Below are 18,285 nucleotides of genomic sequence, written 5' to 3' on the forward strand. Positions count from 1 at the left end.
TATTCGCGGAAGAGGTCACAGGATCCAGCTCATCGGCACGATCAAGGCAATGGCAATGACCGATGCCACCGACACACCCACCGAGCACGTCTTGAGTGTGCCCCTCGTCGACTGGCCCATCAAGGACTGCAGCAGCCAGAACGTGTTGCTGGTGACGTGCACGGCGAACAGCGATCCGGCACCGGCGGCGAGCGCGATGAACACCGGGTCGAGACCGATCAGCGGCGCGACAGGCGCGAGGATGCCGGCCGAGGTGATGGCGGAGATCGTCACCGATCCGACGGCGATGTGCAACGCGGCCGCAATGACCCACACCATCAACAGTGGAGCCGCGGTACTGGCCGTGAAGTACTGGCCCAATATGTCGCCGAGACCCGCCTCGTTGATGACGGCTGCGAGCGATCCACCGACACCGGTGAGGATGAGGATCTGGCCGCTCTCGGCGAAACCACGAGCGAGAGCTTTCTCCACCCGCTCCTGACCGACGTGGTAACGGCCGATGAGGCACGTCCCGACCAGTCCGAGGAGCAACGCGATGACCGGGCTGGCGATGAATTCGACCACCGGAACCGAGATCTCGGCGACTTCGAGAACGGCACCGATCGCGATCAGGACGAGCGCGAGCAGCAACGGCGAGAGCAACACCAGCAGCGAGGTCTGTTTCTCGGTGCGCACTTTCTGGGCCACGCCGCCGCCGGCGTCGAGTGGCTCGTCGTCGGTTTCGACAGGCTCCGGGCCCCCGGGCTCAGTGACTACGGTGATCTGTTGCTCGTCCTTCTCCTCGTTCCACCAACCGTGCCGGAAGACGAACGACATGATGGCCACCGACAGCACGACGACAGGAACGATGAGGATCAGTCCGTAGATCATCATCTTGCCCAGCGGCACGCCGAGCAATCCGGCCAGCGCGAGCGTCGCGACTCCGGGAACCATGAACACGATGCCGCACTCCAGGGCGATGGCCAGCGCCGTGGCCATCCTCGCCGTGCCGTATTTGCCGATCTTAGGGGCGAGGTTGCGTGCGAGCGGTGCGGAGATCACGAGCAACACGTCGAGGAAGATGGACTGCAACAGAGTCGCGATGGTCAGCGACAGCGCGTACGGGAGCCGCTTGGGGCCGAAGGCTCTCAGCAAGGTGCCGACGAGACGCTGGATGGCGCTCATCTCCTGCAGCACCGAACCCATCAGGACGCCGAACGCGATGAGCAATCCGACCTCGGCCATGATCTCGCCGAATCCGCCAGTGATCGTGTCGACAGTGGTCGACACTCCCAGCTTGGTCGCCAGGCCCAGGTACGCAGCCCCGAGCACCAGCGAAATCACCGGGTTGAAATGGAAACGAACGATGAAGACCACCACCGCCAGTACCGCGACGACGGTGTTGATCACGATCCACAAATCGGACATCGGTAGGTCTTTCCACCAGAGAGTGACCGCCGCCATGCATGACGGGCCGGTGTGATGCGTCGCACCATTGCTCACATTATGGGCACAGATTTACTTCGTGAGCAAGAGCGACCCCTGGCTTCGCGTCAGATGGGCTGCGCGCGCCGAATCGACAGCGCAGCTCGCGAGGCATCCAGTTCGACCGGGGAACGCACCGACAGCGGCCCGACTCGCAGGATTCCGTCCGAGAGCGGCTCGACCCGCAATCCACCGCGACCGATCAGTGCCTTGCGAGCGCCGTCGACCACCATGCGGTCCATCCACGCGCACGGATGGGCAGGTCGGCCGCCCCGGAAGCGAATCCAGCCGTCACCGGAATCGAGCTCGAATTCCAGTCCGCGCAGTGGGTCGAGTTCCAACCCGCGGACCACAACGTTTCGTCTGGCCACGGCCGGGTCGGGAACGTCGACGCCCAGTACCTCGCCGACGGCGTCCCAGGCTTCGAGTGCCAGAAAGCTCACCGCTGCCTCGGTATGAGCCTTGACCCCGAAGAACCGATCGCCGCGGATGCCCTTGTGGGCGACGATCTCGACGCTGTCCGGCAATTCGGTCGGCACCTCGGCTGGGCCGTCCTTGGATCTCCCGAAGTACGCGTGCGAGGGCGCTCGCAGCAGCTCCACTATCTCGGCTCGATACTCGAAAGGCATGCTTTCGAGTCTGCCCGGTACCCGACCCTGCCGGTTCTTACCACCGGGTAAGAAGCGCCCGGTAGTATCGCGAAATGGCTGTGAAAACACGCGTGACCACTACGGACGGCATGATCGAGGGAAAGCCGGTCGGCAATCTCACCACCTGGCGGGGCATTCCCTACGCCGCCCCTCCCGTCGGTCCGCTTCGGTTTCGCGCACCTCAACCCACCCAGCCGTGGCAGGGCGTGCGCGACGCGACCGAGTGGGGCAACGCATCCGTTCAGCACAAGCGGGGCACGATGCTCGCAATCGGCAAGTACCAACCGTCGAGCGAGGACTGCCTGACACTCAACGTCCTGGCACCGAGCACGCCGAGCACGACACCCAGACCGGTCATGGTGTTCATCCACGGCGGTGCGTACACCCTCGGCACGTCGGCCACCCCGCTGTACGGCGGAGGTTCGCTGGTCCGGCGCTCGCTGCAGGACGGCGACGGCATCATCTACGTGTCGGTCAACTACCGACTCGGCGCTTTGGGCTACCTCGACATGTCGCGATTCTCGACCCCCGAGCGGCCGTTCGATTCCAACCTGGGACTACGCGACCAGGTGGCGGCATTGGAGTGGGTAAAGCGCAACATCGCCGAGTTCGGCGGAGATCCCGACAACGTCACCGTCTTCGGCGAGTCCGCAGGCGGCAATGCCGTCACCACCCTGATGACAGTGCCCGCCGCGAAAGGCCTTTTCGCCCAAGCAATTGCCGAGAGTTCGGCACCGGGCATGACGACCGCCAAGCATCGTGCGGACCAGTGGGCGAGCGAGTACGTCGGGTACCTCGGAGGCACCGCCGAGACCGCGGTGGAAACCCTGGAGAACGCCGAGGTACTGGCACTCGGCCGAGCAGGCACCAAGCTCGGACTCACCACGCTGCACCGCACTCCCGGCCTGCTCCCCTTCGGCCCGGTGATCGACGGCGATTTCCTTCCTGTCGATCCGGTCGAGGCGTACGCGAACGGCACCGCACACAACGTGCCGCTGATCATCGGCACCAACGCCCGTGAGGGAACACTGTTTCCGAAGTTTCTGGATGCGTTGCCCACCAACCCCGAACGCATTTCCAAACTCTTCTCCCTTACCGATCCCGCGGCAGAACCGGTTGTCACCGGCGGATACCGGGGATACCCGAGCGAGCGGGCCGCCATCGACTTCGGCGGGGATTTCACGTTCTGGAAGCCGTCTCTCGAAGTGGCCGAAGGACATTCGCGTCACGCACCGACGTACTTCTATCGCTTCGACTTCGCCCCTCGGTCGATGAAGTTGCTGGGCCTCGACGCCACTCACGGGTTCGAGTTGTTCGCCGTCTTCGGCATCAACGAGACGTTGTTCGGCAAGGCCCTGACCGCGACAGGGGGACGAAAGTCGTTCGCGGAGGTCACCGAGCAGGTGCAGTCACACTGGATTGCGTTCGCCACCAACGGAAAGCCGTTGGAATCGTGGCCGGCCTACGACGAAGCCGAGCGCAAGACACTGATCTTCGACACGCGCACTCGGGTGCAGAAAGATCCGCGCAGCGATCGCCGCAAAGCGTGGGAAGGCTATCGCGGCTACGCCAGCCAGACGCTCGAACCCGCTACTTGAGCAACCGCGACATCCGGCGGTCGGCAAGAATCTTGCCGGCCGTCTGGCACGTCGCGCAGTACTGAAAAGAGCGGTCCACGTAGGCGACCTCGCGCACCGGATCTCCGCAGACCGGGCACGGCAGCCCGGTTCTGGCGTGCACCCGCATGCCGGATCGCTTCTCCCCCTTCAGACGCGCCGCATCCTGCCCGGCCGAGCGGTCCACCGCGTCGGACAGGACCGAACGCATCGCGGCATAGAGAACCGCGACGGATTCCGCGTCGAGCTTGCTCGACGACGCGAACGGCGAGAGCTTGGCGACATGCAGAATCTCGTCCGAGTAGGCGTTGCCGATTCCGGCGAGCAACGATTGGTCCACCAACGAGGTCTTCAGACGAGCTGTGGTGCTGCCCAGTATCTCGGCGAATTCGAGCTCGGTGACCGTCATCGCGTCCGGCCCGAGCCGGGCGATGCTCGCAACCTGCTGAGGGTCACGGACCACCCAGACCGCCAATCGCTTTTTGGTACCGGCTTCGGTCAGGTCGATGGCGGGTGTAGCGCCTTCGGGAGTGAAGAAGTGGATCCGCAGCGCCAGCGGCCCCTTGCCCGGTTTCGGCGGAGCAACACTGGGGTTGTCCACCCATCGCAGCCAACCCCCACGCGACAGGTGGGTGATCAGCCAGAGGTCACCCGCCTGCAGCGCCAGATGCTTTCCGAAGCGCGCGGCATCGGTGACGTCGCGACCCTGCAGATCGGTGATCGGCGGATCGAAGGTCTTGAGAACACTGAGTGCCGCGATGTCGATGCGGCCGATCACGGCACCGACGGCATGCTCGCGCAAGAAGCCGGCAAGGGCTTCCACCTCGGGTAATTCCGGCATGCGTCCAGTATGCAGCTACGATGGCCGTCGTGATGGTTCCGACTCCGTACGAAGATCTGCTGCGCCGCATCCTCGACACCGGTACAGCCAAATCCGACCGGACGGGAACCGGGACGACCAGCGTGTTCGGGCATCAGATGCGCTTCGATCTGGCCGCGGGCTTCCCGTTGATCACCACCAAGAAGGTCCATCTCAAGTCGATCGTCTACGAACTGCTGTGGTTTCTGCGCGGAGACTCCAATGTCACGTGGCTGCAGGAACACGGCGTCAGCATCTGGGACGAGTGGGCAGCGCCGGACGGCGAACTCGGCCCCGTCTACGGAGTGCAGTGGCGTTCGTGGCCGACCCCGTCGGGCGAGCACATCGACCAGATCAGCCAGGTCATCGAGACCTTGAAGACCGATCCGGATTCGCGGCGAATGATCGTCTCGGCGTGGAACGTCGGTGAAATCCCGCAGATGGCCTTGCCGCCGTGCCATGCGTTCTTCCAGTTCTATGTCGCCGACGGCAAGCTCTCGTGCCAGCTGTATCAACGCAGCGCAGACATGTTTCTCGGCGTGCCCTTCAACATCGCGAGTTACGCACTGCTGACCCACATGGTCGCCGCACAGACCGGCCTCGACGTCGGCGAGTTCGTGTGGACCGGCGGTGACTGCCACATCTACGACAACCACCGCGACCAGGTTGCCGAGCAGCTCTCCCGCGAGGCGTACCCCTACCCGACTCTGAAACTGGCACAGCGGGATTCGATCTTCGACTACACCTTCGACGACGTCGAGATCGTCGACTATCAGCACCACCCTGCAATCAAGGCCCCGGTAGCAGTGTGAGTGCACCGCGCTTCGTCGGTCTGATCTGGGCTCAGAGCACCGCGGGCATCATCGGAGACGCCGGATCGATCCCCTGGCACGTGCCCGAGGACATGGCGCACTTCAAATCGAAGACGGCCGAGCACCCGGTGATCATGGGCCGGAAGACGTGGGACTCCTTGCCCGCGAAGTTCCGTCCACTGCCGGGCCGTCGCAACCTCGTGGTCACCCGCAACTCCTCGTGGGCCGCAGACGGTGCCGAGACCGCACCGAGTGTCGCCGACGCAGTGGCCCTGATAGGCGACAGCCCGATCTGGATCATCGGCGGCGGCGAAATCTATCGCAGTGCAATGGGTATCGCGACCCACCTCGAAGTCACCGAGATCGATCTCGACGTCGACGGCGATACGAGAGCCCCCGAGATTTCGGACGAATGGAGTGCCGAGGCGGGCGATTGGCAGAACAGCCGCGTGGACGGAACGCGATTCCGTTGGGTCGAGTACGGAAAGCCTACCCAAACTGTTTGAGCGCGTTCATGATTCCCCCATCGCGGCTGCGGGTGGTGCGTCATACTGGCGGCTATGGACAAGAAGTCACTCACCGCACTTGCCCGTCAGCAACTCAAGCTCGCAGTCGGCGCGTCGAGTGGCCGCAGTTCGCAGACGGTGTACGGCGGCCACAGTCGCAAATTGAGGCAGACCGTCGTGGCGCTGGCCGCGGGTAACAAGCTGGCCGAACACGATCTCAGCGGTGAGTCGACCGTCCTCGTCCTCAGCGGCAAGTTGGAACTGATCAGCGGTGAGAAGACCTGGAAGGGCTCCACCGGCGATCTCCTCGTCATCCCCGACGCACGGCACAGCGTCGAAGCCCTCGAAGACGTCAGCTTCTTGCTGACCGTCGCTATGTGACCGCTTTCCTGACGACCAACACCGGGCAATCTGCGGTGTTGACCAGAGCGAAGCTCGTCGACCCGAGCAGCATTCCCCCAAATCCGCCGCGCCCCCGGTTACCCACCACGATCAGCGCTGCCGTTTCGGACAGTCCGCTGAGCACTCGAACGGGACGATCCTGGGCGACGACGCGTTGGACGTCGACCTCCGGGAACCGCTCTTGCCACCCGGCGAGACTTTCCGCCAGCAACGCTTCCTCGGTGTCGGCGATGGCCTGCCAATCCGCGGGCGCGCGACCGAACGAGCGCGTCAGATCCACGTCGGACCACACGTGTACCGCGATCAACGGAGCATCACGCGCCGAGGCCTCGGCGAACGCCCACTCGACCGCTGCCTGATTGACGTCGGAGCCGTCCACGCCGACGACGACCGGGCCCTCGGCGACGGGACGGCCGTCGATGTCCCGGCCGCGTACGACGGCGACGGGTGACACGCTGTGGGCGGCCAGAGAGAGTGTGACAGCGCCCGTTTCGCTCGCTCCGATCACCAGGAGCTCGGCTTGGGCCGATACGCCGATGAGTACGTCCATCACGCCGCCTTCGACGGCACTGGAGGTCACCTCGAACGTCGGGTCGTCGACGACCGACACGGCCAGCGTTTCCGCGGCTGCGAGCCGGGATTTAGCCGTGGCGACGAATTCGGTTGCCTCGCCTGCGAATTCGCTCAGATCGACAACGCCTGGCATGTCGACGGCCGTCACGATGTGCAATCGCCGATCCCGTCGCCGAGCGCACAGGGCCGCCCAGATCACAGCCTTGTCGGCCGCAGCGGAACCGTCGATGCCGACGATGATCGGTCGATGCCCTGTCACGTGTCGGCCTCCGGTAGTAGCCCCGAGCCCGGTGGCTCGGTGAATGACGAACAGGGGTTCAGGCTAGTCGATGAATGGTCGCCGAAGGCGTGATGCACTCACCTCAGCTGGCGCGCAGCGCGTCTGCGTACCCCGGAGTTCGGGTGCGGTTCGCCTCGGCTGCCGCGGCCCGGGTGTCGAGATGGACCAGGTAGTCGGCCAATTGGTCGCGGCTGCGGACACCGACGCCCAGGTCGGTCCGCTCGAAGACGCGCCACCGAGCGAGCGTCGGCAGCAGCACCTCGTCGAGATGACGTCGAAGATCGAAGATCCCGTCCCGCTCGATGAGCATGGCGCTCCGACCGAAGCCAGGCAGGTTGGTACCCGGCAACTGCGCGTTCATGACTACTTCGGTGATCGCCGTGACGGTCGGAGCGGGGGCGACGTCGAGCGCTACCGACACCAGATTCGCAAAGAAGGTGACGTGCAGTTTCTGGTCGTCGACTATCCGGCCGAGCAAGCGATCGGCAACCGGATCGTGGCACTGGTGCGCGGTATTCGTATGGCAGACGCTGCTGATCGATTCGTCGAGAGTCACCTGCGCCAGCGAACGAAGGAGGTGAGCGCCGTTCATCGGGGAGTCGAATCCCACCGTCTTGCACTGTGCGCGAGCTCGACCGAGCGCCGCCGGATCGACACTGCGGGTAGCGACGAGGTAGTCGGTGACGGCGGCAGCATGCCGGGTGCGCTCGGCGCTCCACTCGGTGAGCCATGCGGGCCACGAGCCGGTACCCGAGGCCGCGACCTCGCACCGATACAGCGGAATGTTCTGCTCGGTGAGGAGATCGGTGACCAGTGCCGCCTTGGCGGCTTCGGTCAGCGGTGACGTACGCGTTCCCCAGTACATCTCGGTCCGGACGAAATCCGTGGGCTGCCAGGAGACAGCTGTCGAGCGGTGGCGCGCGAGGTTGTCGTCGATCGTCGGCTGCAGTTCCCGTAGAACCGTGAACTGCCCGATGTCGCTGCGCATACTCGTCCTCTCACCCCGCTCGTCCGGACCGATCCGAGATCAAAGTAGGCGTGTAGCGCAGGCGATGGGACCGCCTTCTGCATTGTTTAGGGCAAGTCGCAAGGCCTCTCGTGGCCCGCTCGAGATAAATCACAACGAGTTTTGCCGAAACCATGGATCACACGTAGATAACAACCTATGATCGATCCTGTTAGAGGCCAGGAAACAAACTCAAAGTTTGAAAAACCTGCCATTTCGGCTGAAGTTGCATAGATTCACGACAGGAAGCGCGTTTCTACGCGTGAGTACGTTAGCTCTCTCAAAACCTGAAGAATCCAACACGAAGGGTTGATCTGTGACCGTTCACAACTCGACTGGCCTCGGAATCATGGTCGCAGGGCAGCCTGCTTCGGCTCCCCTTCGCGATTTTCGCGCAGTGGCGCGCCTCCTGGTAGGCCACTTCGCCGCCAATACTCCCTGCGGTTCACTTCCCGGTGAACAACTCCACGGAGACGTCACCGAATTCACCGTCAAGTGCATCAGCATCGCCGTGCAGATGCTCGACGAGCGCCGCGCACCTGCCGAGTCCGACTTGGCCGAACTGCGCGCCAAGGCCAGTCAATGGGCTCGTGAGGGTGTCCCGCTCGAGTCCGTCCTCAGCGTCTACCACGAGGGCATTCAGATCGGTTGGAATCTGGTGTCCAAGCGGGCAGGAGAAGGCGACGCCGCCCAGTTGATCGAGGCTGCACGCATGTTCGTGCTGCTGTCTGAGAAGGTCTCGATCGCGGCCAGCAAGAGCTACGTCGAAGAGCTTCAGGCAGTGGCGAGCGAGCATCACACAGCCGCGCACACGCTGGTCACCTCGTTGCTGAGCGGACACAACGCCGTCTCGATGGCCCGCCAGTCGGGCATCGAACTCGCCGACAGTTACCTCGTGCTCGCACTGTCGGTACCGCCGCACCCCGACGAGAACGACCCCAACATCCAGAAGACGGTGGCTGCACGACGCAAACTGCGTCGCGTGCAGGCCGAATTGGCCACCGTGTGCGGACGCACTCCCCTGTCGCTGCTCAGCACCGAGGGCGGAACCGTCCTGATCCCCGGCGTCCACGACGACGAGTGGGTCGAGGCGCTGGTGCACCGCATCGGTACCGCCGCAGAGGTCCCCGTCACCGCGACCGCCGAGCAGGCTGCGACAGCCGACATTCCCACCGCCGCAGACCAGGTCCACGAACTGCTGTCCCTGGCTCATCAGCTGCACCGCCCGTCCGGGTTGTACCGGATGGACGACCTGGTGCTCGAGTACCAGCTCACTCGTCCCGGACCGGGTCGACGCCACCTCACCCAGATCCTCGAGCCACTCGATTCGTCACCCGAATTGCTCGAGACCCTCGAGATCCACATTTCGCACGACCTCAACCGTCAGCGCTCCGCCCGGCAACTCCATCTGCACACCAACACCGTCGACTATCGCCTCAAGCGAATCGCACAACTGACCGGGTTCGACCCGACTCGTCCCTCCGGTATCCGCCACCTCCAGGCGGCACTGGTGGCCAGACGGCTCGAATCCTCGCGCGGCGCAGCGTGATCTGAGAACTCCGACCGGTTTCTCGACCCGACGGCAGGTAGCGTCGGAAGTATTCGAGAAGCAGGGGATCATGCATGACGAAGTTGAAGCTCCAGTTGTCCGGCGTGGTCAAGGAGTACCCCACCGGCGAACAACGGGTCCGTGCGTTGGACGGCATCGATCTCACGATCGACGGTGGTCAGTTCGTGTCGCTGGTTGCGCCGTCCGGAGCAGGTAAGTCGACACTGCTGCACATGCTCGGCGCGCTGGACACCCCGACGGCCGGGTCCATCCGATTCAACGACGTCGAGGTCACCACCCTCGACGACAACGCCCAGTCCGATTTCCGACGCCACCAGGTGGGCTTCGTCTTCCAGTTCTTCAACCTGCTCCCGACCATGTCGGCGTGGGAGAACGTCGCCGTTCCGAAGCTGCTCGACGGCACCCCCATCAAGAAGGCGAAAGCCGACGCAATGCGGCTGTTGGACATGGTGGGGTTGGCGCAGCGATCCGAACACCGCCCGGCGCAACTGTCGGGCGGTCAGATTCAACGCATCGCCATCGCCCGAGCCCTGATGATGGACCCGGCGCTGCTGATCGCCGACGAACCGACGGGCAACCTCGATTCCAAGACCTCCCACAACGTCCTCGAAATACTTGCCGACGTCGCCCACGGCAGCGAGGGGCGTCGGGCAGTGGTGATGGCAACCCATGACCTCGAGGCGGCTCGGTCGACCGATCGCGTCGTCAGCATGATCGACGGCCGCGTCGACACCGACACCGCTGGTACACCTCGGTGATCGGTACCGCGCTCAGCAGATTTCGCGTCATCAGCCTCCGAGACCTCCGAATGCACTGGGTGCGTTCGCTGGTCTCGGCGGGAGTCGTGGCCGTCGCCGCGGGTTTGCTCATCGCCGTCCTCGGCACCTACGGATCGCTGACCGGATCCGTCGAACGTCTGGCGGTGTCGATCGCAGGCAACGCGCAGTACGAAGTGGTCGGCGTGACCGATTCGGGATTCGACCAGAACGAACTCGACGTCGTACGCGGTGTTGCGGGCGTCGATGCGGCGGTACCCCTGCTCCGCAGCATCGTGCGATCCGATGTCGGCGAGCTGACGGTACTGGGTGTCGATTCATCGATCACGGCACTGCAGTCAGATCTGCAGGGTGCGGTCGGCAACGCAGCGGGTCTGCTGTCCGACCCGTCGGGCGTATTGGTCGGAGCAGCAACGGGATTGACGCAGGGTGACACGGTCACGATCGCCGACAGACCCACTGCGGTAGTGGGCGTGATCGACGGCCCTGGCACGCAGCGCATCGGTGGGGGCATGTTCGCCGTCACGTTGCTGCCCACCGCGCAGGCGTTGACCGACCGGCCGGGCCAGCTCGACTCGATTTTCGTTCTCGGTGGCGGGGACGACCTGCGATCGGACCTGGACGCGGCGTTGGCCGGCCGAGTGTCGGTGATGAATCCGGAATTTCGGGCCGACAGAGCCGATCAGGCCATGAGCCTGACGCGTAATGCGACGCTGATGGTCTCCCTCATCGCGTTCGTCGTCGCGGCGTTCCTGGTGTTCAACGTCATGAACATGGCCATCGCCAAGCGTCGCCCCACCATCTCCCTGCTCCGAGCGGTCGGCGGTCGGCGCGCGGACATCGTCCGCGACCTGTTGTTCGAGTCGGTACTGGTGGGTCTCGTCGGCGGTGCCGTCGGGGTACCTCTCGGAATCATCATGGGCCGCATCGCCATCGAGAGCCTGCCACCGTTCCTGTCGCAAGCATTCGATGCGCGAATCGAATACGTGTTGCCGAGCTTCGCCATTCCCGTCGCGATCGTGGCCTGCGTGCTGGCCTGCGTCGGCGCGTCCGCTCTGGCTGCCGTTCAGGTGTATCGCATCTCGCCGATCGAAGCATTGGCGGTCGGCGGCGGAGAAACAACCGGCGGTCCGAAGCTGTCGTTCACGTTGGCCGCCACGGTGTTCGGTCTGCTCGCCATCGCCGGATCGTTCGTGTTCGCCGTCAACGTGGACGGGCAATTGACCCTCGGTGCCGGTGCCCTGTTCATGTTCGGAGTCGTCGCACTGTGCGTCGGCGGAACCGGGCCGATCGTCTGGGCCACCGGCGCTGTGCCCCGCCGATGGGGTGGTGCCGGACGCCTTGCCACCGCGACCATCGAACGCGCTCCGCGGCGCATCTGGGCGACGGTGATGACCATCGTCATCGCCGTGGGAGTCAGTGTGGGAGTGTCCGGTTCGTTGACGAACATGACCGACTCCGCCGCCGAATCACTGTCCTCGCTCGCCGACACGGACCTGTACGTATCGATGAGCTCACCCGACGCCATACCGTCGGGCCCGATCGTTCCCACCGCGGTCGACGAGGCCGTGCGGGCGACGGCCGGCGTCTCCCGCGTCGTCGAAGGACAGTGGGCCTACGCGACCATCGACGACGAGCTGGTCTCCATCCAAGGCGTCGCCGACGGAAGCAACGCAGTGACACTGGCCTCGCTCCCCGCAGACGTACGCGCGGGATTGCTCGCGGGCGACGGGGTGGCGCTCTCGAAGGCGCTCGGTACGACGCTGGGAGTGACGGCGGGAGACTCCATCGATCTACCGACGCCGACCGGAGTGCAGAACGTACGCGTGCTCGATCTCGTGGACTACATCAACGCCGCAGGCGGCACGATGGCGATCTCGCTGGAATCGATGCAGCGCTTCTACGACCGCCCGGGTGCGACGTACCTCGAGATCACCGTCGACGGAGACGTTGCAGCCGTGCAGGATTCGCTGCGATCTACTCTGCCGCCCGAAGCATTCGTGTACACGGGTGCCGCGGCACTCGAGGGCACCAGCGCGGCCATCCGCCAATCCGGTGCGCTCGCTATCGCACTGCAGTGGATCGTCGCACTGGTCGCTGCCGTCGCATTGCTGAACACATTGACGCTGTCGGTACTCGAACGTCGACGTGAGCTCGGAGTACTGCGCGCCATGGGCGGCGGCCGAGGAACCCTGGCACGCATGGTGTTGGCGGAGGCACTGTCCGTGGGCATCGTCGGCGGCATTCTGGGGCTGATCATCGGTGCCGGCCTGCAATACCTGAGCACACTGATCCTCGGTGCCAGCATCGGAATTCCCGTGCAGTACAACGCCAGTTGGACGGTGCTGTTGTACGGACTCGTCGCGTTGGGCCTCTCACTACTGGGATCGGCTCCGCCTGCGGTACACGCATCACGCCTGAACATCGTGGATGCAATTGCCGCGGATTGAGTGGTGGGGATCGGGCTCGTTCTGCGGTGCTGGGGCCTAGGGATCCGCAAACGCGCGCGCGTTCGTCAGGTGCGAGCGAAATAGACAGCCAGCGGCTGACGACTCTGCGCGCGTCTGGCAAATGCGCGCGCGTTTGTACGAGGATGACCGACGTGGCCACATTCAGCGTCGAAGTAGAGAAGTACGCGGTCGAGACTCTGCGCGACTGTGTGGGTGGTCCCGAGTGGGAGTTGCGGCCCGAGCGCGCGGCACTTCTGGTCCACGACATGCAGCCGTACTACCTGAACGTGCTGCACTCCTCGGTTCATGCGCGGGTGGCCGAGGAAGGCTCGGCGGTGGTCGCGCGCGCCAGGTCTGCCGGAGTGCCGATTCTGGCGAGCGGTCCGCGAGCGGCTGAGGCGATCGAACAGCGTGGACTGCTGGGGCCGATGTGGGGGTTGGGCCCGTCTACCGAGGACGTGGCGGTCACCGAATCGGACTTCGTTCCGATCGCGAAGCGCAGCTACAGTGCGTTCTACGCGTCCGATCTCGAGGTCGAACTACGCCGACGAGGCCGTGACCAGCTGGTCATCGTGGGCGTCTTCGCCTCGGCGGGAATTCTCGCGACGACGTTCGACGCTTTCGCCCGAGACATTCAGTGCTTCGTCGGCATCGAATCGGTCGCCGATTACACCGCCCACCAGCACCGCACCGCTCTGAATCTGATCACATCACTGACCGGTGTGGTGACCAGCAGCGCGAACCTGCTTCACGATCTGCGGTGCGGACCGCTAGACTGACGACCGCGATGTGGGCCCACTGTGCAGTACGACAGCGACCCACCCGCAACCCGATTGTTCGATTGATCGAAAGACCTTGCCGCACAGGGACTTTGGAGCACTCGTTCGATCACCAGCCTTCGTAGCTCAGGGGATAGAGCAACCCTCTCCTAAAGGGTAGGTCGCAGGTTCGAATCCTGCCGAGGGCACCAGCCTCGCTTTTCGGCGCGCACTCTCAGATTTCACACCCCGCCCTGTTGCACTACCTTCCGAACCGGCGTACTTTCGAACATGCATTCGAGTACTGGGGAGGAACTCGTGGTCACAGCTGTACAGAAATCACCGCTCACATCCGCTGAGGTGTTGAGGTTCGTTGCGCGTCTTCAGGCGTCCGACATCGTTGTCGACGCAGCAGCGGGCATCGATCTCATCTCTGCTCTCGAAACCGTCAAGTGTGTCAGCGTGGCAACCCAAGCCGTGGTGACCGATGCCGTTGCAACCGTGATCAGCACCGAACGTCGTGAACGTGGCAAACCGAAAGCGCAGTGGCGCACAGGAATTGCGTCGCAGATCGGCCTGGCTCGACGAGAGTCACCCAACCGCGGCGGCACTCATCTCGGGCTTGCTCGTGCGCTCGTTCACGAAATGCCACACACCCTGGCCCGCCTGAAAGCCGGCGAACTCAACGAGTGGCGCGTCATGATTCTCGCCCGCGAAACCGCGTGTCTCACCGTCGACGATCGCCGAACCATCGATGAACGTCTGTGCGCAGACCCCGCCACCCTCGCCGGTGCAGGAGATCGCACCATCGAGGGTCGCGCCCGCGCACTCGCCAACGAACTGGACGCCGCCTCCCAGGTCAAGCGACGCGCAAAGGCATACGCCGCACGCCGAGTCAGTACGCGACCCGCACCCGAATCGATGGGATTCTTCACCGCGCTCACCTCGATGGAGAAGACCGTCTGCATGTGGGCAACCCTGCGACGCGACGCCGACACCGACACCGTCATCAACGCAGGTGGCGACACACGCAGCCGCGACCAGATCATGGCCGACCTGGTGTTCGAGAGAGTCACCGGCGCATCGGCCGCTCAAGGTCCACCGGTCACCGTCGACATCGTCATCTCGGATTCGACCCTGCTCGCCGGCGGCGACACGTCCGCATATCTGCACGGCTACGGCGACATCCCGTCGGACGTCGCACGCCAACTCGTGCGCGACGCACTCGACGGCGCACAGGGCAATGAGACGCGCGTCGCATTACGTCGCCTCTATGCCCACCCGAAAACCGGCGCACTGACAGCCGTCGAATCCACATCCCGCGCATTTCCCACCGCATTGGGACGCCTCATCGATCTCCGCGATCGCACGTGCCGCACCCCGTGGTGCGACGCGCCCATCCGGCACCACGACCACATCACCGCACACACCGCGGGCGGAGCGACAAGCGCCGAAAACGGCGCAGGTCTTTGTGCCGCATGCAATTACGCGAAAGAAGGCGAAGGCTGGACGGCCGAAGCACTACGAGACAAACGGAACGCGCGACATCGGTACAGGCTCATCTCACCCACCGGGCACACGTACGATTCGAGCGCGCCGCCGATGCCGGTGGTCGAGCTCTACAGCTCGCCGGCGGAGAACGTCTACATCGACGGACTGTTCGGCTCCGACGCCGCGTGACCGTCGACCGCGGGAAGAGATCGGGTCCGCACTCGGTTACACTCGGTATCGACGCGCGTAACTGCACGTCAGACGTCGTGGAATGCTCCCGAATCACCATGTGCACCCCGCACAGGCTTCTCTTACGGCGATCGAAACTGCCCACCGGCAGTCTCGCCACCTTGCATCTCGGCCCGAAGGCCCGCAGGTGCAACACCCTGCCCGAAAGGCACTTTTCATCACAATGACGACCCCACAGACTTTTGCTGCACTCGGAGTACCCCAGGCCATCGCAGACGTACTCGCGAGCCAGGGCAAGACCGAGGCCTTCCCCATCCAGGCCGACACGCTCCCCGACACACTGCAGGGACGCGACGTACTCGGACGCGGAAAGACCGGCAGCGGAAAGACACTCGCATTCTCCATCCCCATGGTCGCGCGCCTCGCCGGCCAACTCCCCGGCAACCGCAAGCCCGGCCGCCCGCGCGGACTGATCCTTGCGCCGACGCGTGAGCTTGCCACCCAGATCGCCGTCGCGATCGAACCCCTCGCCGCCGCATACTCGTTGAAGGTCACGACGATCTTCGGTGGTGTCTCTCAGGTTCGCCAGGTCTCCGCACTCAAGTCGGGTGTCGACATCGTCGTCGCCTGCCCCGGACGCCTCGAAGACCTCATGAAGCAGCGCCACCTGACCCTCGACGGCGTACAGATCACCGTCCTCGACGAGGCAGACCACATGGCCGACCTCGGGTTCCTGCCCGTCGTCACCCGGATCCTCGCCGCCACCCCCGACAAGGGTCAGCGCATGCTGTTCTCGGCGACCCTGGACAACGGTGTCGACAAACTGGTCAAGCGCTTCCTGCACAACCAGATCACGCACTCCGTCGACGAGGCCACTTCACACGTCGAGGCCATGACTCACAGCGTGTTCGAGGTCGACGGCGTCGAAGCCAAGAAGAAGCTGGTTCACCAGCTCGCCTCCGGCACCGGACGTCGCATCCTGTTCATGCGCACCAAGCACCAGGCCCGCAAGCTCGCCAAGCAGCTCACCGACGCCGGAATCCCGTCCGTCGACCTGCACGGCAACCTCTCGCAGGCCGCACGTGACCGCAACCTCGCGGCCTTCTCCTCCGGCCAGGCCCGCGTGCTCGTCGCCACCGACGTCGCAGCCCGCGGCGTTCACGTCGACGACGTTCAGCTCGTCGTCCACGTCGATCCCCCGGCCGAGCACAAGGCTTACCTGCACCGCTCCGGCCGCACCGCGCGCGCCGGAAGCGCAGGCGACGTCGTGACCGTGGTTCTGCCCGAGCAGCGCAAGGACACCGCCGTGCTGCTGCGCAAGGCCGACATCAAGGTCACCCCGATCCGCGTCACCGCCGACTCGCCTGCAGTGGCGAACCTCGTCGGCGAGCAGGCCCGCTACGTCGAGCCTGCACCGAAGGCAGAGCCGGCACCGGCACGCACCGGAGCCCCGCGCAACAACAACGCGCGACGCGGCGGCCCGGCCCGCTCGGGTGGTCAGCCGCGCAGTGGTGGACAGCCGCGTTCCGGTGGCGGCGGCCACAGCCGTCGCGCAGCAGGCCCGGCCACGAGCCAGCGCAGCCGCTGACCCGAACCTCGGAAACAGGGAAGCCCTCGCTACGAGGGCTTTCCTGTTCTGATGCTCACGACGGCAGCAACCGCGCACAAGCCGGCCGCGCCGAACCACGCCATCGTGTATGCGCCGGTGGCGTCACGCACAATGCCCGCGACGACGGACGCGATGCCCGCTCCGATCTGGTGTGAGGCGAACACCCATCCGAACACCAGAGAACCCTTGTCGCCGAACACCTCTCGGCACAGAGCAATCGTGGGCGGAACCGTTGCCACCCAATCCAATCCGTAGATCACTACGAAGATGACGATCGACGGTTGAATGGTTGCCGACAGCAACCACGGCAGAAACAGCAGCGAGATTCCGCGAAAGCCGTAATAGGCCGCCAACAGATACCGCGGATTCACTCGATCGGTCAGCCAACCCGATGCGATCGTCCCGACGATGTCGAAGATTCCCACCACCGCCAGCAGACCCGCTGCGGTGGTTTCGTGCATTCCGTGGTCGTGCGCCGACGGTATGAAGTGAGTTCCGATGAGCCCGTTGGTCGTTGCGCCACAGATCGCGAATCCGAGCACCAACGCCCAGAAGGTTCGTACTCGGCTCGCGTCGCGTAGAGCCTGCACCGCTGCGCGCGCGGGGTTCACGGTCGACACCGCCGCCGGCGGGACGTAGTCGGCGGGTGCGCCGTACGGAGTCACGCCGACATCGGCCGGCATGTTGCGCAGCCACCGCAACACGAACGGCACCACGATCAGCGAGCCCCCGGCGATGAGGAACGACGCTGCGCGCCAACCGGATCGGTCGACCAGCTGAGCGATCAACGGCAGAAAGATCAACTGCCCCGTCGCGCTGCCCGCGGTCAACACGCCCGAGACGAGCCCTCGACGCTGTACGAACCATCGATTCGTCACCACCGCCGCGAACACCAGAGCCATCGACCCCGTGCCCAACCCGATCATGACGCCCCACGTCAACACCAACTGCCATGCCTGGGTCACGAACACGCTCAGAGCGCTGCCCGCTGCCACGACGACCAACGCCGTCGACGTCACAGCTCGGATCCCGAAACGCTCCATCAACGCCGCGGCGAACGGTGCCGTCAGACCGAACAGCACCAGGTTGACGCCCACCGCGAGCGACAGCATCGACCGCGGCCAGCCGAACTCTTCCTGCAGCGGCACCATCAACACACTCGGTGCCGCGCGGAATCCGGCTGCGCCGACCAGGGCAAGGAACGCCACGGCCGCGACGATCCATGCCGGATGAAGTCGCCTGCGGGTCGCGATCTCGGAAGTCACGCAGACAGT

16 protein-coding genes and 1 tRNA gene are annotated in these 18,285 nt (G+C 64.7%); 11 read left to right on the top strand and 6 right to left on the bottom strand.

The annotated features are described in order from the left end of the window. Window positions 1-15 precede the first annotated feature (15 nt). On the bottom strand, window positions 16-1,407 hold the full coding sequence (locus tag CH281_RS15680; protein WP_032385841.1) for a GntP family permease: 1,392 nt from the start codon (window positions 1,405-1,407) through the stop codon (window positions 16-18). 125 nt (window positions 1,408-1,532) lie between these two features. Beyond that, window positions 1,533-2,093, bottom strand: coding sequence for a molybdenum cofactor biosysynthesis protein (locus tag CH281_RS15685; RefSeq protein ID WP_032365947.1), 561 nt, complete (start codon window positions 2,091-2,093; stop codon window positions 1,533-1,535). 74 nt (window positions 2,094-2,167) lie between these two features. Between CH281_RS15685 and CH281_RS15690 the strand changes: the two genes are divergently transcribed. Then, entirely contained in the window at window positions 2,168-3,712 is a 1,545-nt protein-coding gene (locus CH281_RS15690) for a carboxylesterase/lipase family protein (protein WP_032385706.1), read from the top strand. Here the strand turns inward: CH281_RS15690 and CH281_RS15695 are convergent. Beyond that, entirely contained in the window at window positions 3,705-4,571 is an 867-nt protein-coding gene (locus CH281_RS15695; protein ID WP_027495990.1) for a DNA-formamidopyrimidine glycosylase family protein, read from the bottom strand. The genes CH281_RS15690 and CH281_RS15695 overlap by 8 nt on opposite strands. 29 nt (window positions 4,572-4,600) lie before the next feature. Between CH281_RS15695 and CH281_RS15700 the strand changes: the two genes are divergently transcribed. Genes CH281_RS15700 through CH281_RS15710 form a run of 3 tightly spaced genes read left to right on the top strand, consistent with a single transcriptional unit; the run spans window position 4,601 to window position 6,288 of the window. Further along, complete coding sequence (locus CH281_RS15700) at window positions 4,601-5,401, top strand: thymidylate synthase (RefSeq protein WP_027495989.1); 801 nt, start codon at window positions 4,601-4,603, stop codon at window positions 5,399-5,401. Further along, window positions 5,398-5,907: a dihydrofolate reductase gene (locus CH281_RS15705; protein WP_032385707.1), complete on the top strand. Its 510-nt coding sequence runs from the start codon at window positions 5,398-5,400 to the stop codon at window positions 5,905-5,907. Before CH281_RS15700 ends, CH281_RS15705 begins: the two co-directional genes overlap by 4 nt. 54 nt (window positions 5,908-5,961) lie before the next feature. Further along, window positions 5,962-6,288, top strand: coding sequence for a cupin domain-containing protein (locus CH281_RS15710; protein WP_027495987.1), 327 nt, complete (start codon window positions 5,962-5,964; stop codon window positions 6,286-6,288). On the opposite strand, the gene CH281_RS15715 is transcribed toward CH281_RS15710, so the two are convergent. Beyond that, window positions 6,281-7,141 carry a universal stress protein gene (locus tag CH281_RS15715; RefSeq protein WP_032373071.1) on the bottom strand — a complete coding sequence of 287 codons (861 nt, stop codon included), beginning with the start codon at window positions 7,139-7,141 and terminating at the stop codon, window positions 6,281-6,283. The genes CH281_RS15710 and CH281_RS15715 overlap by 8 nt on opposite strands. Before the next feature lie 103 nt (window positions 7,142-7,244). After that, entirely contained in the window at window positions 7,245-8,150 is a 906-nt protein-coding gene (locus tag CH281_RS15720; protein ID WP_032385708.1) for an acyl-ACP desaturase, read from the bottom strand. A 334-nt stretch (window positions 8,151-8,484) separates the two neighbouring features. Between CH281_RS15720 and CH281_RS15725 the strand changes: the two genes are divergently transcribed. From CH281_RS15725 to CH281_RS15755, 7 genes are all read left to right on the top strand, one after another. Then, complete coding sequence (locus CH281_RS15725) at window positions 8,485-9,717, top strand: PucR family transcriptional regulator (protein ID WP_027495984.1); 1,233 nt, start codon at window positions 8,485-8,487, stop codon at window positions 9,715-9,717. 74 nt (window positions 9,718-9,791) lie between these two features. Then, a complete protein-coding gene (locus CH281_RS15730) occupies window positions 9,792-10,496 on the top strand; it encodes an ABC transporter ATP-binding protein (protein ID WP_179274207.1) in 705 nt (234 codons plus the stop codon). Then, a complete protein-coding gene (locus CH281_RS15735; RefSeq protein WP_032385709.1) occupies window positions 10,493-12,964 on the top strand; it encodes an ABC transporter permease in 2,472 nt (823 codons plus the stop codon). The genes CH281_RS15730 and CH281_RS15735 overlap by 4 nt, the downstream gene beginning before the upstream one ends. A 152-nt stretch (window positions 12,965-13,116) precedes the next feature. Then, window positions 13,117-13,743, top strand: a complete 627-nt coding sequence (locus CH281_RS15740; RefSeq protein ID WP_179274208.1) for an isochorismatase family protein — start codon at window positions 13,117-13,119, stop codon at window positions 13,741-13,743. A 115-nt stretch (window positions 13,744-13,858) separates the two neighbouring features. Further along, window positions 13,859-13,934, top strand: a tRNA-Arg gene (locus tag CH281_RS15745). A 106-nt stretch (window positions 13,935-14,040) separates the two neighbouring features. Beyond that, complete coding sequence (locus tag CH281_RS15750) at window positions 14,041-15,402, top strand: HNH endonuclease (RefSeq protein ID WP_094694775.1); 1,362 nt, start codon at window positions 14,041-14,043, stop codon at window positions 15,400-15,402. A 223-nt stretch (window positions 15,403-15,625) separates the two neighbouring features. Beyond that, complete coding sequence (locus CH281_RS15755; RefSeq protein ID WP_052068934.1) at window positions 15,626-16,990, top strand: DEAD/DEAH box helicase; 1,365 nt, start codon at window positions 15,626-15,628, stop codon at window positions 16,988-16,990. A 29-nt stretch (window positions 16,991-17,019) separates the two neighbouring features. Here the strand turns inward: CH281_RS15755 and CH281_RS15760 are convergent, their stop codons facing one another. After that, a complete protein-coding gene (locus CH281_RS15760; RefSeq protein ID WP_032365954.1) occupies window positions 17,020-18,276 on the bottom strand; it encodes an MFS transporter in 1,257 nt (418 codons plus the stop codon). Window positions 18,277-18,285 lie beyond the last annotated feature (9 nt).

The sequence above is a fragment of the Rhodococcus sp. 06-221-2 genome, from assembly GCF_002258365.1.
Lineage (GTDB): Bacteria > Actinomycetota > Actinomycetes > Mycobacteriales > Mycobacteriaceae > Rhodococcoides > Rhodococcoides fascians.

Coding starts and splice junctions, on each gene's coding strand:
- CH281_RS15685 (WP_032365947.1), bottom strand. CDS start 2,093: ATGCCTTTCGAGTATCGAGCCGAGATAGTGGAGCTGCTGCGAGCGCCC.
- CH281_RS15680 (WP_032385841.1), bottom strand. CDS start 1,407: ATGTCCGATTTGTGGATCGTGATCAACACCGTCGTCGCGGTACTGGCG.
- CH281_RS15690 (WP_032385706.1), top strand. CDS start 2,168: ATGGCTGTGAAAACACGCGTGACCACTACGGACGGCATGATCGAGGGA.
- CH281_RS15710 (WP_027495987.1), top strand. CDS start 5,962: ATGGACAAGAAGTCACTCACCGCACTTGCCCGTCAGCAACTCAAGCTC.
- CH281_RS15720 (WP_032385708.1), bottom strand. CDS start 8,150: ATGCGCAGCGACATCGGGCAGTTCACGGTTCTACGGGAACTGCAGCCG.
- CH281_RS15755 (WP_052068934.1), top strand. CDS start 15,626: ATGACGACCCCACAGACTTTTGCTGCACTCGGAGTACCCCAGGCCATC.
- CH281_RS15730 (WP_179274207.1), top strand. CDS start 9,792: ATGACGAAGTTGAAGCTCCAGTTGTCCGGCGTGGTCAAGGAGTACCCC.
- CH281_RS15695 (WP_027495990.1), bottom strand. CDS start 4,571: ATGCCGGAATTACCCGAGGTGGAAGCCCTTGCCGGCTTCTTGCGCGAG.